Genomic DNA, 26,089 nt, shown 5'->3' with positions numbered 1-26,089 from the left:
TTTTACTGCGCTAAATATTTATCAATAGCTACTTTTCCATCTTCACCATTAGTACTTTTAATACCTACAAGCCATTGTTTAAGCACTTCAGGATGTTTTTTCAAATACTCTTTAGCTGCTTTTTTAGCAGGTACTTTATTTTCTAAAATTTCTGTCATTAATTCACTTTCCATTTCCACTGTAAAACGAATTTGGCTAATTAAATTAGCTTCTGCTGGGCAACGTTTTTGAAACTCAGGAGAAATAATAGTAAATACTTTAGCACTACCATAATTAGGACCAAACACCTCATCTCCATCAGCTAAATATTTCAACTCAACCTGACTGTTCATCGGGTGTGGTTCCCAAGCTAAAAACACTATAGGTTTGTTGGCTTTTACTGCTCGTTTAACTTGGCTAATCATAGCTGCTTCACTAGACTCTCTTAACTTAAAATCACTTAAATTAAATAAGTTATCCTTGATCATCTTTTGAATTAACAAATTACCGTCATTACCTGCTTCAATACCATATATTTGCGCGTTTAAATCCTTTTTAAATTTGGCAATATCTTTAAATGATTGCAAGCCTGCCTCATAAGTATAAGCAGGTACGGCTAATGTGTATTTAGCCCCTTCCAAGTTGGCTTTTTCAGGAATAATGATTGTCTTATCTTTAACAAAAGGCGCTGCAATACCATCCATTGAGGGAGACCAATAACCTAAAAAAGCATCAACCTTACCCTTAGCAACACTAGTAAAAGCAATGGGAACAGAAATAATAGGAGCACTAACCTCATAACCAAGCCCCTCAGCAACCACTGAAACCATAGCAGTAGTAGCACTAATATCAGCCCAACCTGTTTCAGCTAATTTAATATTTTGACAAGCCAAAATATCTTCTACTGGCTCATCTGCCCAACTTACTAAACTTGTTGCTAACCCTAATAATCCTACACATATTATTTTACTGAGCTTATTCATTCTCTCTCCCCTGCTATCGCAGCAACTTAGTTAATGCTAAAACAACCATACTATGATTTTAGGTAAATAGCAAAATGGTCTGTATTAATTTAATATATACTTTAGACCATCAATCTTGTATTTTACTCTATTACTCTTAATAAACTGTGCTAATACTATGATCCATAATACCCCACCCTCAAGACCTATTGTCCTTTGTTTATCTGGCCACGACCCTAGTGGTGGAGCAGGTATTCAAGCTGATATTGAAGCTATTTTGGCACAAAACTGCCATGCTGCTCCCACCGTAACAGCCCTCACTGTACAAAATACAGTTGATGTTACTGATTTTAGAGTATTAGACAGAGAATGGGTATTGGCACAAGCCAACGCTGTGTTACAAGATATGCCAGTTTCCTCTATTAAACTTGGTATGTTAGGTAATATGGAGATGGTTGACACTATTATTGAAATAGCCAACCAAAATCCTCACTTACCATTGGTATGTGACCCCGTATTAAGAGCTGGTGGTGGTGGTACCTTAGGTAAAGGTGATATCGCTTATGCTATTCGCGAAAAACTATTCCCACTGGCGACTATCAGTACTCCTAATTTACCTGAAGCGCGTATTTTAGCGGAACTGCCTGCAGGCTCAGCAGATGAATGTGCAGAAAAATTATTAAAATACTGCAAACATTTACTGATTAAAGGCGGCCATGAGTCAGACCCTGTAATCTCTAATCGCCTCTATACTCAGCAGGGCGAAAAACATATTTTTACCTGTGCACGCTTACCAGGCAACTATCATGGTTCAGGTTGTACGCTAGCAAGTGCATTAGCAGGACGCTTGGCACTAGGAGAAGAACTAATCAGTGCAGTAAAATCTGCCCTTGATTATACGTGGCGAACACTACGGGATGCAGAAGCACCTGGCCATGGACAGTATATTCCCCGTCGTTTGCCGCTGGATTTCTGTTCATGATATTAGCAGGGCTCTATGGAATTACTGATAATAAGTTATTAGCTGATGGTCGCTTACTACCCTATGTAGAGGCTGCACTACAAGGCGGTATGAAAGTTTTACAATATCGTGATAAAACTCAAGATACACACCGCCGTTACCAAGAGGCAAGCGCTTTACTGACACTATGTAAGCAATATCAAGCTCAGTTAATTATTAACGATGATGTACTACTCGCGAAAGAGCTAGGTGCAGGTGTGCATTTAGGACAAGAAGACGGTTCTATCCAAAAAGCGAGAGAGCTACTTGGCAATACAGCTATTATAGGTGCAACTTGCCATGGCAGTATAGCATTAGCTCAACAAGCAAAAACAGAAGGTGCTAGTTATTTAGCTTTTGGTCGCTTCTTTGCTTCTAAAACAAAACCAAATGCTAAACCTGCTGATATTAGTGTAATTGAACAGGCAAAAACTTTAGATTTACCTATTTGTGTTATAGGGGGTATTACTTTACAAAATGCCCCTATTTTACTTAAACAAGGTGCTAATTTATTGGCTGTTGTTAATGAACTCTTTGCTGTCGAGTCGACCAAACAAGTTAAAGCCATAGCTGAACAATTTGTCCAGCTTATAAACTATTCAAATTAAAGGCTAGCCCCCTGTTAGCATTTTTTCTGCATGAGCTAAGGACTCTTTGGTTAAATCAACACCGCCTAACATTCTTGCTAACTCTTCTATTCTTTGTTGTTTATCCAGTGCTGTTACTGCTGTTTGAGTAGAGTTTTTAGTACGCTCTTTATGTACAAATAAATGATGATGCCCTTGTGCAGCTACCTGTGGTAAATGGGTTACTGTTAACACCTGCCCTTGTTCACCTAGTTTTCGTAATAACTTGCCTACAATCTCTGCTGTAGGCCCACCAATGCCCACATCCACTTCATCAAAAACTAATGTTGAAACTCGGGATGTTTGAGCAGTAATTACTTGAATGGCAAGACTAATTCTTGACAACTCGCCACCAGAAGCCACTTTATTTAAAGGCCGTACAGGTTGCCCAGGGTTACCACTTACCAAAAACTCTATTGTTTCTAAGCCATGCAATTGTGGTTCAGAAGTATTTATGGTTGTTAGTTCTATGGTAAATTGCCCTCCTGGCATACCTAATGTTTGCATTTCTTGCTGTACAGCTTTTGCCAATTTTGCTGCTGCTTTTTTACGTAGTGCAGATAGTTTTTCAGCGGCTTGCTGATAGTCTTTGGCTAATTGTTCTAATGTATTAGCTAATTCCTCTAACTTTTCATCACCTGCTTCAATATTGGCTAATTCATCCTGCAATCTCTGAGTAAGCTCAACCAACTCTGTAGGTTGTAAATGATGTTTTCTTGCTAGACTATAAATGGCATCTAGCCGATCCTCTACTTGTTGTTGGCGTAGTGGATCTATATCAAAGTGGTCTACAAAATGATTAATCTCAGCAATCGCTTCTTCTAATTGAATCTGTGCATTACTTAATAAACTAGTAGCATCTGCTAATCCTTCTACAGGTTCTTTAAAACCAGTTAAACGCCGCACACTCATGCTAAGTGCAGATAAAATATTGGCCTCATCATTACTACAAGTATCTAAAACTTGCTGGCAGGCGCTTAAAATAGTATCTGCTTGACTTAGATTTCTTTGTTCTGCTTCCAGTTGCTCTACTTCATTATCAGCTAAAGCCAGTTTTTCTAACTCCTCAAGTTGATAACTTAATAATTGTTGTTTTGCCTGTTGCTCTTCACTATTACTGGATAATCTTTGTAGTGTTTGCTGTGTTTGTTTCCATTGTTGGGCAAGTTGCTTAACTTGTTCAGCTAATGCTCGACTACCTGCATAATCATCTAATAAATGACGATGTGTTTCTAATTTTAACAACGACTGGTGTTCATGCTGACTATGAATATCTATCAGTAATTCACCTAGCAATTTGAGATGGGATAAAGGACAAGGCGTACCATTAATATAACCACGTGAACGACCATCTTGATTAATTACGCGACGTAATATACAAATATCATCACTTACAAGATCGTGGTCAATCAACCACTGTTTAGCTTCTGGAATATTGGTTAGCTCAAAACTAGCTAAAATATCTGCTTTATCTGCACCTTGTCTAACCACACTGTTATCACAACGATCACCCAAAGCTAAGCCTAGTGCATCTAACATAATAGACTTACCAGCCCCTGTTTCCCCTGTAATCACTGTCATTCCAGATGACAAATCAAGATCCAGATGATCGACAATGGCATAATTTTTAATAGACAAATGCACTAGCATGAATAATTAACCTATAGATAATGCTATAAATACACTAAATGACTATTATAAGCTATTAGTCAACAAAACGTGATCCATAGCCCATTATTCTTTAGTAAATGTTAAAATAATAACAGTGATTAAATAGATGAGTATTATTTGTGAAAAAATTTAAGGGTAAATTAGCGGTTGGCTTTCTTCGTTTATTAGCCTTATTACCTTGGGGTGGCATACAAAAAGTAGGGGGTTTTGTTGGCTATCTTATGTGGATATTCCCAAACCGTTCAAAGCAAGTGGCCTTAATTAATTTAGCAAAATGTTTTCCTAAACTTTCAGCAATAGAAATAGAAAAACTCGCTAAACAAACCTTAATTAACCAAGGTAAAACAATGGCCGAAAGTGCTTGTGCATGGTGTTGGCCTCCAGAAAAAACCCTTAAATATATTAAACAAGTTGAAGGACTAGATGTTTTACTAAACGCTATTAATTCAGGTAAAGGCGCGGTTGGTATTACTAGCCATTTAGGTAATTGGGAAATACTTAATCATTTTTACTCTAGTTATTGTAATCCTATTATTTTTTATCGCCCACCTAAATTAAAAGAGCTTGATGAGTTTTTAAAAAAACGTCGTGTACAAATGGGAAATAGAGTAGCCCCCTCCACCAAAGAAGGTATTTTAAGTGTTATCAAAGAAATCCGTAAAGGCGGCTGTGCCGGTATTCCAGCTGATCCAGAACCCTCTAGATCATCCGGTGTATTTGTACCCTTTTTTGCTACTCAAGTGCTTACCAGTAAGTTTGTACCTAGTATGGTTACAGGTAAAAAAGCAGTTGCGTTCGTAGGACATGCTATTCGTTTAGAAGATGGTTCAGGTTATAAGGTTATTTTTGAAAATGTACCTGAAGAAATTTACAGTAAAGATACAGATGAAAGTGTAGCTGTTATGGGACAAATTATTGAAGGCTGTGTGAAGAGATGGCCTACCCAATATATGTGGAGTATGAAACGTTTTAAACAACGTCCAGAGGGAGAGGATCGCTGGTATTAATTAAATCTAGCACTTTTTAATGTAATTAATATATTGTTTATAAAAGACTTTATAAAATGTTAGCATTAAGTCTCATAGTAATAATACTATTCATATTACCTATAATTACTACTGATCATTCAACCTATAAGGTATTATCATGTCTTTAACTGATATTATTTCACAATACACCAAACTAGCCGGCTCACTTTCCTCTAATAATGATGCAGGTGGTTTACTAGGTATGGCAAAAAGCCTGCTTGGTAATGAGGTTTCTGGCAATCTTATTCAGAAATTTTTAGGCAATCTTTCACCTGATATTATCCAAAAGCTATCTGCCCTAAAAGCACTAGGTAGCAATGAAACTAGTAATCCTGATTCATCAGAAAACTTTATTGCTATGTTTAAGCAGTTAGCTGGCCAATTTGCTGCAAAAGATACCGACCAGCAAGTTTCAGAATTAGCCAAACCTGATAATGCTAACCTTGTAGCTAAAGCATTAGATATGGCTAAAGGATTTGGTATTAATTTAGATAAATTTATTTAATAGTTATCGAGAGGGTATATTTTATACCCTCTAAACCTAATTCTTTTTAGGTTTTTGCCAGTCATCTTTTTGTATTTGACGAGCACGACCAATCGCTAAAGAGTTAGGTGCCACATCTTTAGTAATAGTTGAGCCGGCTGCTGTTGTAGCTGCATCACCAATAACTACTGGGGCAACCAGTGAGTTATTAGAACCAATAAATACTTCATCACCTAAAACCGTTTTGTATTTATTAACTCCATCATAGTTACAAGTAATCGTACCAGCTCCTATATTACAATAACTACCAACCTCTGTATCACCTAAATAAGTTAGATGACCTACTTTGGAGTATTCTCCTAAAGAGGTATTTTTTAACTCCACAAAATTCCCTACGTGAGCTTTTCTATGCAATATTGTACCTGGACGTATACGGGCAAAAGGACCTGCATCACTTTCTTCTTCTAAGATAGCACCTTCTATATGGCTATTTGGCTTAACAATCACACCTTCCTTTAAAGTAGTATTTTTAATAATACAGTTAGCCCCAATAGTTACACCATCTTCAATAACTACTTTGCCTTCTAAAATAACATTAATATCAATTTCAATATCAGAACCTACTTCCACTTCTCCCCGTAAATCAAAACGGCTAGGATCAAGTAAGGTAACACCCTTTTTCATTAATATTTGAGCTAATTTCAGTTGGTAATATCGCTCTAGTTGTGCTAATTGAACACGATCATTAGCCCCCTGTACTTCCATTTCTGTTTCGGGCTGTGTGGTCGCTATAGTAAAACCATCATTAACTGCCATGGCAATAATATCAGTTAAATAATACTCACCTTGCGCATTTTGATTGGATAATTTTGCCAACCATTTTTTTAATGGTTCAGTAGATAATGCTAGAATACCTGTATTACCTTCTTTAATCTGTTTTTGCTGCTCAGTAGCATCTTTTTGCTCAACAATGGCTATAACACTTCCCTGCTCATTACGAATAATACGACCATAACCTGTAGGATTAGCTAGATTAACAGTTAATAAACCCAAAAATAACGGTTGTATAAATTTAATTAAGCTTTCTAGTGTATTTGTTTCAATTAATGGCACATCGCCATACAGTATTAATACCTTTTCACTTTCCACAAAAGGTATCGCAGCGGCTACTGCATGCCCTGTTCCCAATTGCTGTTCTTGTAAGACAAAATGTATATCATCTGCTGTAAATAATTCTTTTACTTGTTCAGCACCATGACCAATAACCACATGTATTTTTTGAGGTTTTAATCTTCTAGCACTATCAATCACGTGCCCTAGCATAGTTTTACTTGCTATTTTATGTAAAACTTTAGGGAGTGTTGAACACATGCGAGTACCTTTACCCGCTGCAAGAATAATCACTTCTAATGACATAATTAATACCCCAAAAAACAAAGGGCAGCCTAAGCCACCCCTTTTTATAAATTAAATCACTTACCCAACAATTATTTAAACTTTTTTCTAAGTTCAGTAATTGTCCGTAATTGTGCTGCTGCCTGCGCAAGACTAGAAGCTGTTTTACTGTAGTCTTGGTGAGATGTTTTATCATTCAACTCATGTTCAGCACTAATCATGGCAGCTTTTGCTGCGGCTTCGTCAAGGTCTTCTGCACGAATACCTGTATCAGCTAGTACCACTACTTCTAATGGCTGAACTTCTAAAAACCCACCAGAGATATAGAAAATCTCTTCTGAATCATCTTCTTTAACAACACGCACAGGGCCTGGTAACAAACTAGTTAATAGCGGCGCATGATTAGGTAATATACCTAGATCACCCATACTACCATGAGCTACCACGCGTTTAACAGTACCAGTAAATAATGATTCTTCTGCACTGACTATGCTACATTTAATCATTGCCATATCTATATTACCCTCTACTTTATGCCCATAATAACATTATGGGCACACCCATTATAGGGTCTTAGCCTTTTCAATGACTTCGTCGATAGTACCTACCATATAGAATGCTTGCTCTGGTAAGTGATCATAATCGCCATTTAAAATGCCTTTGAAAGCACGAATTGTTTCTTTAAGAGGTACATATTTACCTGGCGAACCAGTAAATACTTCCGCTACGAAGAATGGTTGAGATAAGAAACGTTGCATTTTACGAGCACGAGCTACTAGTTGCTTATCAGCTTCTGATAACTCATCCATACCTAAAATAGCAATAATATCTTTTAACTCTTTATAACGTTGCAATACATATTGTACACCACGTGCCACTTCATAATGCTCTTGACCAATTACATGTGGATCAAGCTGACGAGATGTAGAATCTAGTGGATCAACTGCAGGGTAAATACCTAACGATGCAATATCACGCGATAATACTACGGTCGCATCTAAGTGAGCGAAAGTAGTTGCTGGTGATGGGTCAGTTAAGTCATCCGCAGGAACATATACTGCTTGAATAGAGGTAATAGAACCTTTCTTAGTAGTAGTAATACGTTCTTGTAATACACCCATTTCTTCAGCTAGGGTTGGTTGATAACCTACCGCCGATGGCATACGGCCTAAAAGCGCTGATACTTCAGTACCTGCTAGGGTGTAACGATAAATATTATCGATAAATAATAATACATCACGACCTTCATCACGGAATTTTTCTGCAATGGTTAAGCCTGTTAACGCTACACGTAGACGGTTTCCTGGAGGCTCGTTCATTTGTCCATAAACAAGAGCAACTTTATCAAGAACGCTTGATTCTTTCATTTCATGATAGAAGTCATTACCTTCACGAGTACGCTCACCCACACCTGCGAATACAGAGAAGCCACTGTGTTCCATCGCAATATTACGGATAAGTTCCATCATGTTAACGGTTTTACCAACACCAGCACCACCGAATAGACCTACTTTACCCCCTCTAGCAAAAGGACAAATCAAGTCGATTACCTTGATACCTGTTTCTAATAAGTCATTACCGCCTGCTTGCTCTTCAAACGAAGGAGCTTCACGATGGATACTCCAACGTTCTTCTTCACCAATAGGACCGGCTTCATCAATAGGATTACCTAATACGTCCATAATTCGACCTAAGGTTTTTACACCTACGGGTACAGAAATAGGAGCACCTGTATTAGCTACATCAAGACCACGCCTTAGACCTTCAGTAGATCCCATTGCAATGGAACGGACAACACCATCACCTAATTGTTGTTGAACTTCCAGCGTTGTCTCAACGCCTTGTACTTTTAATGCGTCATAAACTTTAGGTACATTGTCACGTGGAAACTCCACATCAATAACAGCACCGATAATTTGAATGATACGTCCGCTACTCATAGCTGGATATCCTCTGAATTTATAAACCTTTCTTACGATACAGCAGCTGCACCGCCAACAATTTCGGAAATTTCTTGGGTAATGGCCGCCTGACGAGCCTTATTGTAAATTAACTGCAATTCACCAATAAGATCTTCGGCATTATTAGTCGCATTCTGCATCGCAATCATACGCGCTGCTTGCTCTGCTGCCCCATTTTCCACCACCGCTTGATACACTAATGACTCAATATAGCGAATTAACAATGTATCAAGTAATTCTTGCGCATTGGGTTCATAAATATAATCCCAATTACGTTCAACCATCTTCTGATGTTCAACAGCATCATCTTTCGCCGTTGAAGTAGTTGGCAATGGTAATAGTTGTAATAATCTTGGCTTCTGAGTCATGGTATTAACAAACTCATTACCTACTAAATACACTCTATCTAAACGCCCTTCATCAAAGGCATCTAACATTACCTTAACACCGCCTACTAATTCTTTAATAGAAGCTTGCTCACTAATATTAGTTATTGCTGCAGTGACTTTTGCTCCAAAATGATGGAAAAAACTAATGCCTTTTGATCCCACCACACAAAGCTCAACTTCAACACCTTCATCATTCCATTTTTTGTAATCTTTGATTACTTCCTTAAATAAGTTAGTATTCAAACCACCACAAAGACCACGGTCAGTAGAAACAATAATATAACCAACACGCTTAACAGGTCTTTCTGTCATAAAAGGATGACGATACTCAGCTGCATTAGCATTGGCTAAATGAGTAATTACTTGATAAATGCGCTCAGCATAAGGACGACCTGCCGCCATTAGTTGTTGCGCTTTACGCATTTTACTCACTGCTACTTTTTCCATAGCACTGGTAATTTTCTGCGTACTTTTAATACTCGCAATCTTTGTGCGAATTTCTTTTGCGCCTGACATATTACACCTTTAGCATTAGTTAGCAGGTGTTGTTACAACACCTGCATCGTCTTACCAAGTATGGGTAGCTTTAAAGCTCTCAATACCTGCTTTAATCTCAGCATCAATCTCATCGTTAAAGTCACCTTTAACGTTAATTTTTGCCATAAGATCCGCTTTATCTCTGTTGAAGTATTCTAATAATGCTTCTTCAAAAGCACCAATCTTATCTAACCCAATATCTTGCAAATAACCACGTTCTGCCGCATAAAGAGAAACTGACATTTGTGCAACTGAGAATGGAGCATATTGTTTTTGCTTCATTAACTCTGTTACACGTTGACCATGTTCTAATTGCTTACGGGTTGCCTCATCAAGATCAGAAGCGAACTGCGCAAATGCCGCTAACTCACGATATTGAGCAAGTGCAGTACGGATACCACCTGATAATTTTTTGATTATCTTGGTTTGTGCTGCACCACCCACACGAGATACTGAAATACCTGCGTTTACCGCTGGACGAATACCTGAGTTAAATAATGATGCTTCTAGGAAGATCTGACCATCAGTAATTGAAATTACGTTGGTTGGTACAAATGCAGAAACGTCACCTGCTTGCGTTTCAATAATCGGTAAAGCTGTTAAAGAACCCGTTTGGCCTTTTACTTCACCATTAGTGAACTTCTCAACATACTCTTCTGATACACGTGAAGCACGTTCTAATAAACGACTGTGTAAATAGAATACGTCACCAGGATAAGCTTCACGTCCAGGAGGTCGACGTAACAATAATGAAATTTGACGATAAGCTACTGCTTGTTTTGACAAATCATCATAAATAATTAATGCATCTTCACCACGATCACGGAAGAACTCACCCATGGTACAACCAGAATAAGGTGCCAAGTATTGTAATGCAGCAGATTCAGAAGCACTTGCTACTACTACAATAGTATTTTTTAAAGCATCATTTTCTTCTAATTTACGTACCACGTTAGCAATCGTTGATTGTTTTTGACCGATAGCTACATAAACACACTTAATGCCACTATCTTTTTGGTTAATGATCGCATCAACTGCTAAAGCGGTTTTACCAATTTGACGGTCACCAATGATTAACTCACGTTGACCACGACCAATTGGAATCATCGCATCAACAGATTTATAACCTGTTTGTACTGGTTGGTCTACTGACTTACGCCAAATAACACCAGGTGCCACTTTTTCAATAGCATCAGTAGCAGAAGTGCCTAGAGGACCTTTACCATCAATAGGATTACCAAGCGCATCAACAACGCGACCTAATAACTCACGACCGATAGGTACTTCTAAGATACGACCTGTACATTTTGCACTCATGCCTTCAGAAAGGCTTAAGTATTCACCTAATACAACGGCGCCAACAGAGTCTTCTTCCAAGTTAAGTGCCATACCATAAACACCACCTGGAAACTCAATCATTTCACCATACATTACATCAGCAAGACCGTAAATACGTACAATACCATCAGAAACACTAACGATAGTACCTTCATTACGAGCTTGCGTTGAAACATCAAGTTTAGCGATACGCTCCTTGATAATTTCGCTTATTTCAGAAGGATTTAATTGCTGCATGCCATGCCCCTCAAATCAGGAATTCATTGCTTCGGCGAGCTTATCTAGCCGACCGCGAACCGAACTATCTATTACCAAGTCACCTGCACGAATGGTTAATCCACCAATTAATGCAGCATTTACTGTTTGCTTAGCTTTTACTGTTCGCTCAAGCCGCTTTGATAAGGCGGCAGTTATTTTTTGAAGCTGCTCATCAGATAATTCAAAAGCAGTTTCTATCTCTGCATCTACTACACGCTCAGCTTCTAGCTTATAGTCTTTATAAAGTTCACAAATAGTAGGTAATAAAGACAAACGATCATGTTCACCCACTATATGTAAAAAATTACTAAAGGTTTCGTCTATTTTGCCTGCCAATAAATTGGATAATAAATCAGCTTTATGAGCACGCGTTAATGTTGGTTTACCCAGTTCTTGAACAACTACAGGTTGCTCCAAAGCACAAGCAGCCAGTTCTAACATAGTAAACCAAGCGTCAACTTGGTTTGCTGTCTTAGCAAACTCAAAAGCAGCTCTTGCATAAGGTCTGGCAAGCGTATGGGTATTTATCATTGCTTGCTCCGCTTACAGTTTAGAAGCTATTTTATCAACCAGATCACTATGCGCATCAGCATCTACAGAAGACTCTAAAATCTTCTCAGCTCCTTGCACAGCCAAACTTGCTACTTGTGAGCGAAGTTGGTCTCTGGCACGATTTACTTCCAGATCAATTTCAGACCTAGCACTAGCAATTAATTTTTCGCCTTCGGTACGAGCTTGTTGTTTAGACTCTTCTATAATAGATGAAGCTGTTTTATTAGCTTTATCAAGAATGTCTGCTGCTTGCTCTTTACCTTCACGAAGTATTTGCTCTACTTGCTGTTGGACTTCTTGCAATTCGCGCTCAGCACGACCTGCCGCATCCAAACCTTCCGCAATTTTTTTCTTGCGTTCTTGCATAACCTGATTAATAGGAGGCCATACATATTTCATACAAAACAAGACAAAAATAGCGAAGGCAATAGTTTGACCGATTAATGTCAAATTTATATTCATAGCGACTTACCTCATGCTATCCCAGTTGATTTGGCTAGTTTCATTAAATTAAGCATCAAAATGCTCAAAATCTTTAACTAGCGTTAGGCAACTACGAAGATAAGGTACATAGCAATACCCACACCAATCATTGGTACCGCATCAAGTAAACCAGCCATTAAAAAGGTTTTAGTTTGTAAGGTAGAAGCTAACTCTGGTTGACGAGCTGTTGATTCAAGTAATTTTCCACCTAAGATAGCGAAACCGATACCAGTACCTAAGGCACCTAAACCGATCATTAAAGCTGCTGCTAAGTAAACCATATAAACTCCTAAAAGTAATATAATAAAAAACCAAAGTTAATAAAAAACTATCTCACACACCAATTATTTATTATTAGTGATGCTCGTGCGCTGCACTCAAGTAAACCACTGACAATACCATAAATACGAATGCTTGCAATGGAATAACTAGAATATGGAAGATTGCCCAAGGTACATTAAGCACCCATTGAATCCAGAATGGTAACAATGCAATCAAAATAAAGATTACTTCCCCTGCATACATGTTACCAAACAACCGGAGAGCCAAACTAAGTGGCTTAGTTAACAATCCGATGATTTCTAAAAACAGATTAAAAGGTACTAATAACCAGTGATTAAATGGTGTAAACGCTAATTCTTTGGTAAAACCACCTACCCCTTTAATTTTGAAACTATAGTATAGGATAAGGATAAACACACCAATAGAAATACCAAAAGTACCATTAGGGTCTGCTGTAGGAACAATTTTCCAATAAGGAATACCAATAGCATGTGCAAGACCTGGAATATAATCAACAGGAATCCATTTCAAACTATTCATCAAGAAAACCCAAACAAAGATTGTTAGGGCAAGTGGAGCAATAAGAGGATTATTGCCTTTAAAGACATCTTTTACAGTGCCATCAATAAACTCAACCGTCCACTCAACTAAGCACTGTAGTTTACTTGGATTATCTAGAGAAGCTTTTTTAGCTACCGAACGAAATAGCCATAAGAAGAAGACACCCATTAAAATGGAGAAAAACATAGTATCAACATGTATTGACCAAAAACCCATTTGCTGTACTTGCTCATGAGTCTTTGCAAACATCCAACCATCTGGAGTTTTACCAAAAACTAGATTTTGCAGATGGTGCTGAATATAACCTGCTGCCGTTTGTCCTTCGCCTGCTGCCATAATTGCCTCAACCGTTAATATTTTTTAAAACTTTTTTTAACTAATAACAACCCTAAGGATGAAACTATTAGCACTATAAAGTAACTAATGAACAGTGCTATTAAATTTGTTGGCTTAATAGCCAAAAACACCAGCACAAATAAAGCTGCTGTTAAAACATACTTGCCCATTTCACCAGTCCATAATGACAGAGTAATGGCCATAGCTGACTGGGCGCCAAAATAACGAAATGTTTTTAGTGCAAAATAAATATTAGGTAATAAGGCAATTAAACCACCTAATAATGCACAAAAACTTGCATTTAAATCTTTTAACAAGAAAGCTAATGCTAACCCTATTGCTACTAAAGCTTGTATTACTAGCACCTTAAATGCTGGTAACTGGTAAATAGGCATTTTATTGCGAAAAGCCACTGTATTAGCCTGACTATTTTAAACCAATAAAGTTATTTTTCATTAACTTCAATCATAATTATTTAATTTGGCGCAAAGTATAGGGATATCCAAGCAAAGCTTCAACTCAAAGTTACATTATTTTTTACAAATTTCCTTTAAGTCAATGAATATGCTTTAAAACACCCTGTAACTCATCAAGTGAATTATAACGTATTACTAACTCACCTTTACCTTTTTTATTATGCTTAATCGCCACAGGCGACCCTAAGCGTTCAGCCAGTTTTTGTTCAAGCCTTTTGATATCAGGGTCATTAGTCACTTTAGTAGTTTTCTTTGAGGTATCATTTAACCACTGACGAACCAAAGCTTCTGCCTGACGTACTGACAAACCCCTTGCGACAATAAACCGCGCGCCTTCTATCTGTCTTTCAACCGGCAATCCTAATAAAGCACGCGCATGCCCCATTTCTAAATCACCATGAGAAAGCATTACTTTTACATCTTCTGGCAAACTAATCAAGCGTAATAAATTAGTTACTGCTGTTCGAGACTTTCCTACAGCATCTGCTACCTGTTGTTGCGTTAACTCAAACTCTTGTTGTAAACGTTGTAAAGCTATGGCTTCTTCAATAGGGTTCAAATCTTCCCGTTGAATATTTTCAATTAAAGCTAATGCAATCGCCGTTTCATCAGGAATATCTCTTACCAATGCAGGTATTTTATCTAAACCTGCTTGTTGACTCGCTCTCCAACGGCGTTCACCTGCAATAATCTCATAGCGACCTTTAGCTATTGGACGCACCACAATTGGCTGCATCACGCCTTGCGATCTAATAGACTGCGCTAACTCTTCAAGACTTTGTGGATCCATATCACGACGTGGTTGATATTTTCCACGCTGGATAATTTCTAAAGGTAAATGTTGTAATTCACTTTGTGGAGTATTAGCTGCTTGCTCTTGAACGGCAGATACGGTATTGCCACCAAGCAATGCATCTAAACCTCGTCCTAGCCCTCTTTTCTTTACAGCCATAATGGTTCCTTATGAATTTGTATTCTTTGCACTACGTTGTCTTTTAATCAGCTCTTTAGCCAACGCTAAATAAGCCTCTGCACCTTTTGATTGTTTATCATAAATCAATGCAGGCAATCCAAAGCTAGGCGCTTCAGCTAACCGAATATTACGTGGAATCACTGTATCATAAAGCTTATCACCAAAATGTTGTTGCAATTGTACAGAAACATCATTGGTTAAACTCATCCGCGCATCGTACATAGTACGCACCAAACCTTCAATATGTAAGGTAGGATTTAATGACAACGTAATTCTTTCAATAGTATTTAATAAATCTGTTAATCCCTCTAATGCATAATATTCACATTGCATAGGGATAATAACTCCATCAGCAGCCACTAAAGCATTAACGGTTAACATAGAAAGTGAGGGTGGGCAATCAATCAGGATATAATCATAATTGTCACGAATAGGTGCTAAGGATTCTCGTAAACGATTTTCTTTATGAGCAATTTCTAATAACTCTACCTCAGCCGCTGTTAAATCTCTATTCGCAGGTAATAATTGATATCCCGCCTGCTCAGAAAAATGCATAGCCTCTACAAAGCTACAGTCTCCGACTAACACATCATAAACAGATCGCTCTAATGCCAACTTGTCAACACCGCTACCCGTGGTCGCATTGCCTTGAGGGTCTAAATCAATAAGCAATACATGTTTTCTAGAAGCTACCAAGGAAGCAGCAAGGTTGATACAGGTAGTTGTTTTACCTACCCCACCTTTTTGGTTAACAATTGCATAAACCTTGGCCATGTATTTACCTTTTACTGGTGATGTTTTATAACTAATAAATGACGCTGTCCATCACAATTTGGCACCGTCAACTGATAATCAGATTCTACCTTAAATTCTTTTGGCAGTGTTTGTAACTCTTCTTCAGGATAAAGACCTTTCATAGCAAACCATTGTGTTTTTTGATCTGCCAAGTGCTTAGTTAAGTTAATAAAATCTTCTAGTGAGCTAAAGGCACGAGAAACAATACCTGAAAAAGGTTGTTTCACGTGAAACGATTCCGCTCGCTGATTAACCACATGCACATTAGTCAATTTTAGCTCAAGTACTACTTGTGTTAAAAATCTAGTTTTCTTACCATTACTATCAAGCAAGGTAAAATCACTATCAGGAAACATAATAGCCAAAGGAATACCTGGCATACCGCCACCACTCCCCACATCTAACCAATTTTTTCCTGTTATATAGGGAACAATACTTAAACTATCTAATAAATGGCGAGATACCATTTCATTAATATCACGTACCGCGGTTAGGTTATAAGCTTTATTCCATTTCGCCAATAATTCTAAATAACCAAGTAATAACTGCTGCTGTTGCTCAGTTATTGCTAGTCCTAGCAGCTTTATACCTTGCTTGAGCAAATGAGCTTGTTGATCTGTGACCAAGCTCATTATACTTGCTCCAACTTACGGCTGGCATTACGTTTTTTCAAATAAACCATTAACAATGAAATGGCTGCAGGCGTTACCCCTGATATTCTGGATGCTTGACCTAATGTTTGTGGCTTAACTGCCATAAGCTTTTGCTGAATTTCCTTAGACAGCCCAGAAATGATGGTATAGTCTATATCTTCAGGTAGACTAATTTCCTCGCTCTCACGTAACTTAGCGATTTCCTCCTGCTGACGATCAATATAACCTGCATATTTGGTTTGAATTTCTATCTGCTCTGCTACTTGCTCATCAATACTTTCAATGCCAACAATAGCTGCTAATGATTTAAAATCAATCTCAGGACGAGCTAGCAAATTAAGTAAGTTATACTCATGTGTTAATGCTGTATCAAATCGTTTAACTATTGCATCACCTTTTGGTGTATTGGGTAATATCCAAGTAGATTTTAAACGTTCTGTTTCCTTTTCTATTTGCTCACGCTTACGACAAAATGCATCCCAGCGAATATCATCAACTAACCCCAATTCACGACCTTTTGCTGTTAAACGTAAATCTGCATTATCCTCTCTTAAAATAAGACGATACTCAGCGCGTGAAGTGAACATGCGATAGGGCTCTTGAGTACCTAAGGTAATTAAATCGTCGACCAATACACCTATATAAGCTTCGTCTCGACGAGGACACCAAGGCTCTTTTCCTTGTACTTTTAAAGCAGCATTACAACCTGCTAATAATCCCTGTGCTCCTGCCTCTTCATAACCCGTTGTACCATTAATTTGGCCTGCAAAGAACAGATTATTAATATGTTTAGTTTCTAAGCTCGTTTTTAAATCCCTAGGATCAAAGTAGTCATATTCAATAGCATAGCCTGGACGCAAAATATGTGCATTTTCTAGTCCTTTCATAGTATGAATAAAGGCTAGCTGTACATCAAAAGGCAATGACGTAGAAATACCATTCGGATACAACTCGTTAGTATTTAACCCTTCTGGCTCCAAGAAAACTTGATGACTTTCCTTATCAGCAAAACGATGTATCTTATCTTCGATGGATGGGCAATAACGAGCCCCCACACTTTCTATTACCCCTGAATACATGGGTGAGCGATCAAGATTTGCCGCTATAATTTCATGGGTTCGAGTATTGGTAGTAGTAATCCAACAACTAACTTGCCTAGGATGATCTGCAACACTACCTAAAAAAGACATAACAGGTGAAGGAAAATCACCTGGTTGTTCTGTCATTACTGAAAAATCAACAGTTCTTGCATCAATACGAGCTGGTGTACCTGTTTTTAAGCGACCCACAGTTAATGGTAACTCTCTTAAGCGATTACCTAATGCAATCGCTGGTGGATCACCGGCACGCCCTGCTGAATAATTTTGTAAACCTATATGAATTAAACCGTTTAAGAAAGTACCTGCCGTTAATACCACAGTATCAGAAAAAAAGCGCACGCCCATTTGGGTAACCACACCTTTTACTGTATCACCTTCTACAATTAAATCATCGCAGGCTTGTTGGAATAACCAAAGGTTTTCTTGATTTTCTAATTTATAGCGAATAGCGGCTTTATATAAAATACGATCTGCTTGGGCACGTGTTGCTCTAACTGCTGGCCCTTTCCTACTATTTAAAATACGAAACTGAATCCCTGCCTTATCAGCTGCATGGGCCATTTCACCACCTAGTGCATCAATCTCCCGCACCAGATGACTTTTACCAATCCCGCCAATAGCAGGATTACAGCTCATTTGACCTAATGTTTCAATATTGTGAGAAAGTAGGAGTGTCTTAACCCCCATCCGTGCAGACGCCAATGCAGCTTCTGTACCTGCATGACCGCCACCAACAACAATGACTCCAAAACGACTAGGAAAGTCCACCATTCAACCTCTTAGGAAAAAACAGACGAATGCCTGAAAAATAACCGCATATTATAGTTATTTTACCTACAACATTAAAGAAGTTATATATTACTTAGTTTACAAATTTAATTATTTATTGATTTTTAGGCTTTAGCTAATTATTTATTAACCTAATTGATGATAAGCATAAAAACTTAGATCGTGAAAACACTTAAAGAAAATAGCGACTGATCTTGATAACAACTTATGCTAGCAGGCTTAATAAATTAAACCTGCTAAAGCACTTTAATTTTTACTTATGTTTAACAGCAAATTCTTCTGTTAATGTTCCTGGTTCACCTGGTGCTTTAGGTGCATAATCTCTTGGAATATCATTATAAGTTGTAACAGTTACAGCTTCCGCCACACAGACTTCCTCAGCACCTTCTGCTGAATAATCTAACGCTTTTTGATCATTCGCTTTAATTTCTGATATTAATCTAGCACGCAACTCACTATCTGTTACTAGAGCCTCTACTGAATGCTCTAAATGTGCTTGCATTTCTTGATAATCTTGAGAAAGCTTTTGAGCAATATTAGCTGTTTTATTAAAATGGCTAGCTACTTCACTTTGATAATCTGTAAAGCGCTCTTCTAAACTCTCCATTTGATTTTTTAAATTGCCAGAGCGATCACTACTTCCAGTAGCTTTGCTGACTAAAAAGCCACCAAACATGCCTACTAAAAATGCTACGATAGCAATAATTACAACTAACCCCATCTCCATCATCATGCCTCTCTTTCAATATAATTAGCCATACAAGGAAATATTACAAAGTAATGGTATAAAACAAAAATACTTTGCTTTAAAATTTATTCTTTATATAGTCTACCAATATATTAATGTTTTGGACACGGAGTTTAACGTTGTCAGCTCAAGAAATTGTATTATTTATTGACGGGCCTGCTGGGAAACTTGAGGCACTATATCTTGAACAGCCTGATGCTAAAGGCATTGCTCTGGTATGTCATCCTCACCCATTATATGCAGGAACTATGCATAATAAAGTTGTAGCTACTTTACAACGTACTGCCAGAGATAATGGTTGGAGTACTTTACGCTTTAATTTTAGAGGCGTTGGTAATAGTGAAGGCAGCTACGGTGAAGGCGAAGGCGAAATAGCTGATGCTCAAGCTGCTTTTGAATGGCTACAAGTAAAAAATCCTAAGCAACCTATTGTCATTATGGGTTTCTCTTTTGGTTCTTGTGTAGCAGCTTGTTTAGCTGGCGATTTAGAGCGACAAGCTATTGCTATTAAGCAATTAGTGATGATTGCGCCCCCAATTGAACGCTTCAATATAGATGGCAGACTACCTGAGCAAAGTCCTTTATTAATTATTCAACCAGAAGCAGATGAAGTAGTTAATCCACAAACCGTTTATGATTGGGCTAACTCATTAACTAAACCCCATACATTGTTAACTGTGCCTGAATGCAGTCACTTCTTTCATGGCCGCTTAAACGATTTAAAAGAATTAGTAACCCCTTATCTTCAATAATTTATTTACAGTAAGCGATATTATTATGACAACTCGTGTTCTTACAGGCATTACAACAACAGGTACTCCCCATTTAGGAAATTATGCAGGGGCTATTCGTCCAGCTATTATGGCTAGCCGCCAGCCTGATGTTGATTCATTTTATTTTCTAGCTGATTATCATGCACTTATTAAATGCGATGATCCTGCACGTATTCAAAAATCACGCTTAGAATTAGCTGCTACTTGGTTAGCCAGTGGTCTTAATCCTGAAAAAGTAACTTTTTACCGCCAATCAGATATCCCTGAAATACCTGAATTAATGTGGTTATTAACCTGTGTTTCTGCCAAAGGTTTACTTAATCGAGCTCATGCTTATAAAGCTTCTGTTGATAAAAACTTAGAGCAAAATGAAGATCCAGATGCAGGCATTACTATGGGGCTTTTTTGCTATCCTGTACTCATGGCAGCAGATATCCTTATGTTTAATGCCCATAAAATCCCTGTTGGTCGAGACCAAGTACAACACGTAGAAATGGCTAGAGATATCGCGCAACGTTTCAATATGCTATTTGGTCAAGGAAAGGAACTATTTACTTTACCAGAGGCACAAATTGAAGAGGCTGTAGCCACTCTACCAGGTTTAGATGGCCGTAAAATGTCCAAAAGTTATGACAACACAATTCCTTTGTTCAGTTCAGAAAAGCAATTAAAAGAGGCTATCTTAAAAATTGTTACTGACTCAAAACAACCCGGTGAAGCTAAAGATCCTGACAACTCCCATTTATTCACTATTTACAAAGCATTTGCCACACCAGAACAAACCACCACTTTCTACAATGAATTAAAAGATGGTTTAGCGTGGGGAGAAGCTAAACAGCAATTATTTACTGTGATTAATAATGAATTAGCAGAGCCTCGCGAACTTTATCAAGAACTTATTAATCAACCTGCTAAAATTGAAGAAATCCTACAAGCAGGTGCTGCTAAAGCTAGAAAACTAGCCATACCTTTCTTACAAGAGTTAAGAGAATCTGTGGGATTACGCAGCTTTAAGCAGCAATTAATAACTACAAAATCTGAAAAGAAAAAATCAGCTAAGACAGCTCGTTTCGTTAGCTTCCGTGAAAAAGATGGTAATTTCCATTTTCGACTAATGGCTGCTAATGGTGAAGAATTATTATTATCTAAAGGTTTTGCTAACCCTAAAGAAATTGGTGAACTTACTAATCAACTTATTAATAACCCAGAACAGATAGGTATTATACAGCAAGGTTTACAATTAATTATTTATTGGAATAATGAGCGTATCGCCAATAGTATTGAATATACAACTGACGCCGAATTAGCAACCACTGTTCAAGAAATAAAACAAGCTCTACAAGAACTTGCAGAACAGGAATAATAATGGTCTTACCCAGTTTTAAACAACAATTTAGGCAGTTGCTACAAGCGGCTTCTGTCAGTTGTACCCAAGCCCATATAGATCAAAGTAATAAAGTTGTTATTGATCTATTGGCTACATGGTTAACAGAACTGGGATTTACTTGTGAAATAACACAAGTCACTAAAGGCAAATATAACCTATTAGCACAATATGGCTCTGGAGTTGGTGGCTTAGTATTAGCTGGTCATACTGATACTGTGCCTTACGACGAATCGCTTTGGAATAGTAATCCATTAGATTTATTTGAGGCAGATAATCGCTGGTATGGTCTAGGTAGTTGCGATATGAAAGGCTTTTTTGCTATTGCCATTCAAGCCATTCAACCCTTATTAACACAATCTTTTAAATACCCCCTATTTATTCTTGCTACCTGTGATGAAGAAAGCTCAATGAGTGGAGCAAGAGCATTAGTAGCTAACCAACAAAAATTTGGTCGTGCGGCTATTATTGGTGAGCCAACTAACTTGCGCCCTATTCGTTTGCATAAAGGGATTATGATGGAACGCATAGAATTACTAGGGCAAAGTGGACACTCTTCAAACCCTGCTTTAGGCCATAATGCTTTAGAAGCAATGAATGATGTAATCACAGAGCTTATAAAACTACGTACACAATGGCAGCAACAATATCAAAATCCATTGTTTACTGTGCCCTATCCTACTTTAAATTTTGGTTGTATCCATGGTGGTGATAATCCTAATCGGATTTGTGGGCAATGTGCTTTGGAGTTTGATTTAAGACCCTTGCCTAATATGTCTGCTGATGAGCTAAGAATGGCTATTAATAATAAACTAAAACCTATAGCAGAACAGCATCAGATAAGTGTTGAATACAATCCTTTATTTAGTCATGTACCTGCCTTCGAGCAAAATGCTAACTCTGAATTAGTAAAACTAGCTGAAAAACTAACTGGTTATCAAAGTGAAGCGGTTGCTTTTGCTACAGAAGCTCCCTATATTCAACAAGTAACAGGTGACACTATCGTATTAGGGGCAGGTTCAATTGATCAAGCCCATCAGCCTAACGAATACTTATCTCTTTCCCAAATTGAACCTTATACTTTATTATTACGCCAATTAATAGCATACTATTGTTTATAAATTAATCAGGAGCCTAAAGCAGTGAAACGACGATAAAACGAACTAACTCATGGGTATAAGTTGACTCTTTTCGTTTTAACAATAGGTTCTTATTATGTTTGATTTTGATTACGTACAATGGCTTCGGCAAGCATCCCCTTATATTAATGCCCATCGGGAAGGCACTTTTGTTGTTATGCTCCCTGGTGAAGGCATAGAACATCCTAACTTTAATAATATTATTTATGACTTAGTACTATTACATAGCTTAGGTGTTCGACTAGTTTTAGTACATGGCTCAAGACCACAAATTAATAAAAAAACAACCGAGAAACAGATTACACCAAAATATCACAAAGGCTTACGTATTACAGATGCTGCAACATTAGAATGCGTAACTGAGGTAGTTGGACGGCTACGCAGTATTTTTGAAGCAAAACTTTCTATGGATTTAGCGTCGTCTCCTATGCAAGGTTCTAGACTACGCGTCACCAGTGGTAATTTTGTCACTGCCAAGCCTCTTGGTGTGGTAGATGGTATTGATTACCAACACACTGGAGAAGTAAGAAGAATTGATCGTAAAGGTATTATCCGCCAGCTTGATGAAAGAAATATTGTATTACTCTCAGCTCTTGGTTATTCACCTACTGGTGAAATTTTCAACCTATCCTGCGAAGATGTAGCAATGGCTACTGCCATTAAACTGCAAGCAGACAAGCTTATTCTATATGGTGAGCAAAAAGGTATTTTCAACGAGCAAGGTGAACTTATTCGTGAACTACGTCCCAATGAAGCCCTACCCCATATTACAAGGCTAGCCAATGACTACCAAGCAGAATTATTAAATGCTGCTGTAGAAGCTTGTCGGCAAGGTGTGCAACGCTCACAAATTGTTTCCTATGTTGAAAATGGCGCTTTACTAGCAGAATTATTTAGTCGCGATGGCAATGGAACACTAGTAGCCCAAGAACAATTTGAAACCATTAGAGAAGCCACCATTGAAGATATCGGTGGCCTTATGGAGTTAATTCGTCCCTTAGAAGAGCAAGGTATATTAGTACGTCGTTCTCGTGAAGTGCTAGAAAGAGAAATTAATCAATTCTCTGTTATTGAGCGCGAAGGGATGATTATTGCCTGTGCAGCGCTTTACCCTATTTCAGATTCAGACTCAGGAGAGTTAGCTTGCCTAGCTGTTAATCCACAATATCGTCATGATGGTAAAGGAGATTTGCTATTGGCTAGAATTGAGTCACGTGCGCGCCAACAAACTATAAAAACACTATTTGTACTCACAACAAAAACAGCCCATTGGTTTTTAGAACGTGGTTTTAATCCAAGTAGTGTTGATCGATTACCTACAGCTCGAGCTTCTCTTTACAACTTTCAACGTAACTCAAAAGTATTTGAAAAAGTACTTTAATATAAAAATTACAAGGTCATACAATGAAAACAAAAGCCGTTTTAACACAACAAGAGGTGCAAAAAATATTAACTGCTGCTCGTGAAGAAGCATTAAAAAATAACTGGGCTATGGCAATTGCTATAGTTGATGATGGTGGTCATTTATTAGCATTAGAGCGTTTAGATGACTGCGTGCCTATCTGTTCTTACATTGCGATGGAGAAAGCACGCACTTCTGCATTAGGCCGCAGAGAGTCTAAAGCTTATGAAGATATCATCAACGATGGTCGTAACTCATTTATGACAGTACCCGTGCTTTCCGCCATATTGGAAGGTGGAGTACCTATTATCTATGAAGGGCAAGTTATTGGTGCTATTGGTGTATCAGGCGCTAAATCCTTTCAAGACGCTCAAGTAGCTAAAGCAGGGGCTAATGCTCTTAATTAGCTATTAAATTATCATATTATTTTACTTGGTTTTCATTATATAATAATGGGATTTTGAACATTATTTATATAGAAATAACTGAAAACTATTTCCCCATTAGTTTGTAATCAGTTACTTTATTCCCTAAAGAATGCTTTTTTAAATACCTGCTAAGCACGGTATGGAGTTTTTTATTAAATGATTGTATTGGATCAGGTTTACAAGCGTTATGCCCATCCTGAAAAGGGACAGTGGTTTGATGCAGTACATCCTACCTCTCTTACTATCGATCAAGGCGAAATTTTTGGGTTAATTGGTTTTTCTGGGGCTGGTAAATCTACTTTATTGCGCTTGATTAATCTGTTAGAGCGCCCTGATGGTGGTAAGGTAGAAGTTGACGGGCAAGACCTCACCAGATTACCAAGCCCACAATTACGTAAAGCACGCCAAAATATTGGAATGATCTTTCAGCAATTTAATTTACTAAGCAATTTAACAGTTGCTAATAACGTAGCCTTTCCCTTAAAAATTGCTGGTTGGTCAAAAACAGAAATTACCAAACGGGTAAAAGAATGTTTAGCTATTGTTGGTTTAGAAGATCGTATTAACCATTATCCTGCTCAACTGTCTGGTGGACAAAAGCAACGTGTCGGTATTGCTCGTGCTTTAGCACCTAGTCCACATGTTATTTTAGCTGATGAACCAACCAGTGCCTTAGATCCTTTTACTACCCGTAGTGTTTTAGACTGCCTAAAAGATATTAACCAACGTTTTAATGTCACTATTGTTATTGTTACTCATGAAATGCAAGTAATTCGCAGTATATGTAATCGTGCAGCACTGATGGAACATGGTCAACTCGTTGAAATTGCTGAAGTTAAAGACAAACAAATTTTAGCTAACTCTGAACTTGCTACAAAATTAATTGAGGATTTATAAATGGAGTATAGCTCTGGTCTCCTCTATTATTTAGAGAATATCTGGTCCATAAGAAGTGAGATTTGGTTAGCTAGCCAGCAAACTTTTATTATGGTTGCTATTTCGACAATAGTGGCTGTGGTTTTTGGCCTAACAATAGGTGTTTGTTTACACCTAACTAGTACCAATCAGTTATGGCAAAATAAATGGTTTAATAAAACATTAGGTACATTAGTAGATTTCTTAAGGGCTTTCCCCTTTGTTATTTTAATGGTCGCTATTAGTCCTTTCTCAACATTATTAACAGGTGCTCGCATTGGTCCTTATGCTGCTTCTGTAGCTTTATCTATTGCTGCTATCCCTTATTTTGCTCGATTGGTCGAACAAAGTTTAAGGGAAATCCCCAAAGGAATTATTGAAGCAGCCCAAGCAATGGGAGCTTCTAATGCCACTATTATCTTTCGTGTTTTAATTACTGAGGCTAGGGCAGGAATTGTATCCAGCACCACCGTACTAATCATTAGTATACTTTCTTATAGTGCTGCGGCAGGTATGATTGGTGGTGGTGGTCTAGGTGATTTAGCCATTCGTTATGGTTATAATCGTTATCAAACAGATGTGATGGTAGCTGTTGTTATCTTACTATCAGTTATTGTTATTATGATACAAGCATTGGGTAATCTTGTTACTCGTAAACTCGATAAACGTTAA

The 26,089-nt window shown here is 37.8% G+C and carries 28 protein-coding genes; 11 read left to right on the top strand and 17 right to left on the bottom strand.

The features are described 5' to 3' along the window. Positions 1-2: 2 nt before the first annotated feature. Positions 3-962 (bottom strand): choline ABC transporter substrate-binding protein, encoded by a 960-nt coding sequence (gene choX, locus ACQVD9_RS01420; protein WP_264747127.1) that lies wholly within the window; start codon positions 960-962, stop codon positions 3-5. A gap of 157 nt (positions 963-1,119) precedes the next feature. On the opposite strand from choX, the gene ACQVD9_RS01415 reads away from it, so the two are divergent. Then, entirely contained in the window at positions 1,120-1,923 is an 804-nt protein-coding gene (locus ACQVD9_RS01415) for a hydroxymethylpyrimidine/phosphomethylpyrimidine kinase (protein ID WP_264747126.1), read from the top strand. Next, on the top strand, positions 1,920-2,549 hold the full coding sequence (thiE, locus tag ACQVD9_RS01410; RefSeq protein ID WP_264747125.1) for a thiamine phosphate synthase: 630 nt from the start codon (positions 1,920-1,922) through the stop codon (positions 2,547-2,549). Before ACQVD9_RS01415 ends, thiE begins: the two co-directional genes overlap by 4 nt. Positions 2,550-2,552: 3 nt before the next feature. Here thiE and recN read toward each other — a convergent pair whose 3' ends face one another. Beyond that, a complete protein-coding gene (gene recN / locus ACQVD9_RS01405; RefSeq protein ID WP_264747124.1) occupies positions 2,553-4,217 on the bottom strand; it encodes a DNA repair protein RecN in 1,665 nt (554 codons plus the stop codon). A gap of 140 nt (positions 4,218-4,357) precedes the next feature. Here recN and ACQVD9_RS01400 point away from each other — a divergent pair, with 140 nt between their 5' ends. Beyond that, positions 4,358-5,245, top strand: a complete 888-nt coding sequence (locus ACQVD9_RS01400) for a lysophospholipid acyltransferase (RefSeq protein WP_264747123.1) — start codon at positions 4,358-4,360, stop codon at positions 5,243-5,245. 139 nt (positions 5,246-5,384) lie between these two features. Further along, positions 5,385-5,771 carry a hypothetical protein gene (locus ACQVD9_RS01395; RefSeq protein WP_264747122.1) on the top strand — a complete coding sequence of 129 codons (387 nt, stop codon included), beginning with the start codon at positions 5,385-5,387 and terminating at the stop codon, positions 5,769-5,771. A 36-nt stretch (positions 5,772-5,807) separates the two neighbouring features. Here ACQVD9_RS01395 and glmU read toward each other — a convergent pair whose 3' ends face one another. The 15 genes from glmU to ACQVD9_RS01320 form a co-directional block, all read right to left on the bottom strand. Continuing rightward, positions 5,808-7,166, bottom strand: coding sequence for a bifunctional UDP-N-acetylglucosamine diphosphorylase/glucosamine-1-phosphate N-acetyltransferase GlmU (glmU, locus tag ACQVD9_RS01390; RefSeq protein ID WP_264747121.1), 1,359 nt, complete (start codon positions 7,164-7,166; stop codon positions 5,808-5,810). 71 nt (positions 7,167-7,237) lie between these two features. Next, the gene (locus ACQVD9_RS01385) at positions 7,238-7,657 is read right to left on the bottom strand and encodes a F0F1 ATP synthase subunit epsilon (protein ID WP_264747120.1); all 420 of its coding nucleotides are present in this window, start codon (positions 7,655-7,657) and stop codon (positions 7,238-7,240) included. Between the two features lie 51 nt (positions 7,658-7,708). Then, positions 7,709-9,085, bottom strand: coding sequence for a F0F1 ATP synthase subunit beta (gene atpD, locus ACQVD9_RS01380; protein WP_264747119.1), 1,377 nt, complete (start codon positions 9,083-9,085; stop codon positions 7,709-7,711). Between the two features lie 32 nt (positions 9,086-9,117). Continuing rightward, positions 9,118-10,011, bottom strand: a complete 894-nt coding sequence (gene atpG, locus ACQVD9_RS01375) for a F0F1 ATP synthase subunit gamma (protein ID WP_264747118.1) — start codon at positions 10,009-10,011, stop codon at positions 9,118-9,120. Positions 10,012-10,062: 51 nt separating this feature from the next. Continuing rightward, positions 10,063-11,607: a F0F1 ATP synthase subunit alpha gene (gene atpA / locus ACQVD9_RS01370; protein ID WP_264747117.1), complete on the bottom strand. Its 1,545-nt coding sequence runs from the start codon at positions 11,605-11,607 to the stop codon at positions 10,063-10,065. A 15-nt stretch (positions 11,608-11,622) separates the two neighbouring features. After that, positions 11,623-12,159 carry a F0F1 ATP synthase subunit delta gene (locus ACQVD9_RS01365; protein WP_264747116.1) on the bottom strand — a complete coding sequence of 179 codons (537 nt, stop codon included), beginning with the start codon at positions 12,157-12,159 and terminating at the stop codon, positions 11,623-11,625. Between the two features lie 12 nt (positions 12,160-12,171). Beyond that, positions 12,172-12,642, bottom strand: coding sequence for a F0F1 ATP synthase subunit B (locus ACQVD9_RS01360; RefSeq protein WP_264747115.1), 471 nt, complete (start codon positions 12,640-12,642; stop codon positions 12,172-12,174). A gap of 83 nt (positions 12,643-12,725) precedes the next feature. Beyond that, the gene (gene atpE / locus ACQVD9_RS01355; RefSeq protein ID WP_201092493.1) at positions 12,726-12,944 is read right to left on the bottom strand and encodes a F0F1 ATP synthase subunit C; all 219 of its coding nucleotides are present in this window, start codon (positions 12,942-12,944) and stop codon (positions 12,726-12,728) included. A 73-nt stretch (positions 12,945-13,017) separates the two neighbouring features. Next, positions 13,018-13,842 (bottom strand): F0F1 ATP synthase subunit A, encoded by an 825-nt coding sequence (gene atpB / locus ACQVD9_RS01350; RefSeq protein WP_264747114.1) that lies wholly within the window; start codon positions 13,840-13,842, stop codon positions 13,018-13,020. A gap of 14 nt (positions 13,843-13,856) precedes the next feature. Beyond that, a complete protein-coding gene (locus ACQVD9_RS01345; RefSeq protein WP_264747113.1) occupies positions 13,857-14,255 on the bottom strand; it encodes an ATP synthase subunit I in 399 nt (132 codons plus the stop codon). Positions 14,256-14,397: 142 nt separating this feature from the next. Next, a complete protein-coding gene (locus tag ACQVD9_RS01340; protein ID WP_264747112.1) occupies positions 14,398-15,270 on the bottom strand; it encodes a ParB/RepB/Spo0J family partition protein in 873 nt (290 codons plus the stop codon). 9 nt (positions 15,271-15,279) lie between these two features. Continuing rightward, entirely contained in the window at positions 15,280-16,065 is a 786-nt protein-coding gene (locus tag ACQVD9_RS01335; protein ID WP_264747111.1) for a ParA family protein, read from the bottom strand. Between the two features lie 11 nt (positions 16,066-16,076). After that, entirely contained in the window at positions 16,077-16,718 is a 642-nt protein-coding gene (gene rsmG / locus ACQVD9_RS01330) for a 16S rRNA (guanine(527)-N(7))-methyltransferase RsmG (RefSeq protein ID WP_264747110.1), read from the bottom strand. Then, entirely contained in the window at positions 16,718-18,607 is a 1,890-nt protein-coding gene (gene mnmG, locus ACQVD9_RS01325; RefSeq protein ID WP_264747827.1) for a tRNA uridine-5-carboxymethylaminomethyl(34) synthesis enzyme MnmG, read from the bottom strand. The genes rsmG and mnmG overlap by 1 nt, the downstream gene beginning before the upstream one ends. Before the next feature lie 274 nt (positions 18,608-18,881). Next, positions 18,882-19,361: a Z-ring associated ZapG family protein gene (locus tag ACQVD9_RS01320; protein ID WP_264747109.1), complete on the bottom strand. Its 480-nt coding sequence runs from the start codon at positions 19,359-19,361 to the stop codon at positions 18,882-18,884. A 134-nt stretch (positions 19,362-19,495) separates the two neighbouring features. Between ACQVD9_RS01320 and ACQVD9_RS01315 the strand changes: the two genes are divergently transcribed. The 7 genes from ACQVD9_RS01315 (at position 19,496) to ACQVD9_RS01285 (ending at position 26,089) form a co-directional block, all read left to right on the top strand. Continuing rightward, positions 19,496-20,128, top strand: coding sequence for an alpha/beta hydrolase (locus tag ACQVD9_RS01315; RefSeq protein ID WP_264747108.1), 633 nt, complete (start codon positions 19,496-19,498; stop codon positions 20,126-20,128). 25 nt (positions 20,129-20,153) lie between these two features. Continuing rightward, positions 20,154-21,512: a tryptophan--tRNA ligase gene (locus tag ACQVD9_RS01310; RefSeq protein ID WP_264747107.1), complete on the top strand. Its 1,359-nt coding sequence runs from the start codon at positions 20,154-20,156 to the stop codon at positions 21,510-21,512. A 2-nt stretch (positions 21,513-21,514) separates the two neighbouring features. Further along, entirely contained in the window at positions 21,515-22,654 is a 1,140-nt protein-coding gene (gene argE, locus ACQVD9_RS01305; protein ID WP_264747106.1) for an acetylornithine deacetylase, read from the top strand. A 94-nt stretch (positions 22,655-22,748) separates the two neighbouring features. Continuing rightward, positions 22,749-24,053, top strand: coding sequence for an amino-acid N-acetyltransferase (gene argA / locus ACQVD9_RS01300; protein WP_264747105.1), 1,305 nt, complete (start codon positions 22,749-22,751; stop codon positions 24,051-24,053). 23 nt (positions 24,054-24,076) lie between these two features. Then, complete coding sequence (locus tag ACQVD9_RS01295; protein ID WP_264747104.1) at positions 24,077-24,481, top strand: heme-binding protein; 405 nt, start codon at positions 24,077-24,079, stop codon at positions 24,479-24,481. A 177-nt stretch (positions 24,482-24,658) separates the two neighbouring features. After that, positions 24,659-25,399, top strand: coding sequence for a methionine ABC transporter ATP-binding protein (locus tag ACQVD9_RS01290; RefSeq protein ID WP_413774173.1), 741 nt, complete (start codon positions 24,659-24,661; stop codon positions 25,397-25,399). Continuing rightward, a complete protein-coding gene (locus tag ACQVD9_RS01285) occupies positions 25,400-26,089 on the top strand; it encodes a methionine ABC transporter permease (protein WP_264747103.1) in 690 nt (229 codons plus the stop codon).

This window comes from Entomomonas sp. E7T21 (assembly GCF_058693955.1).
The sequence above is the reverse complement of the archived record's forward strand: the minus strand, read 5'-3'. Positions and strand labels throughout refer to the sequence as shown.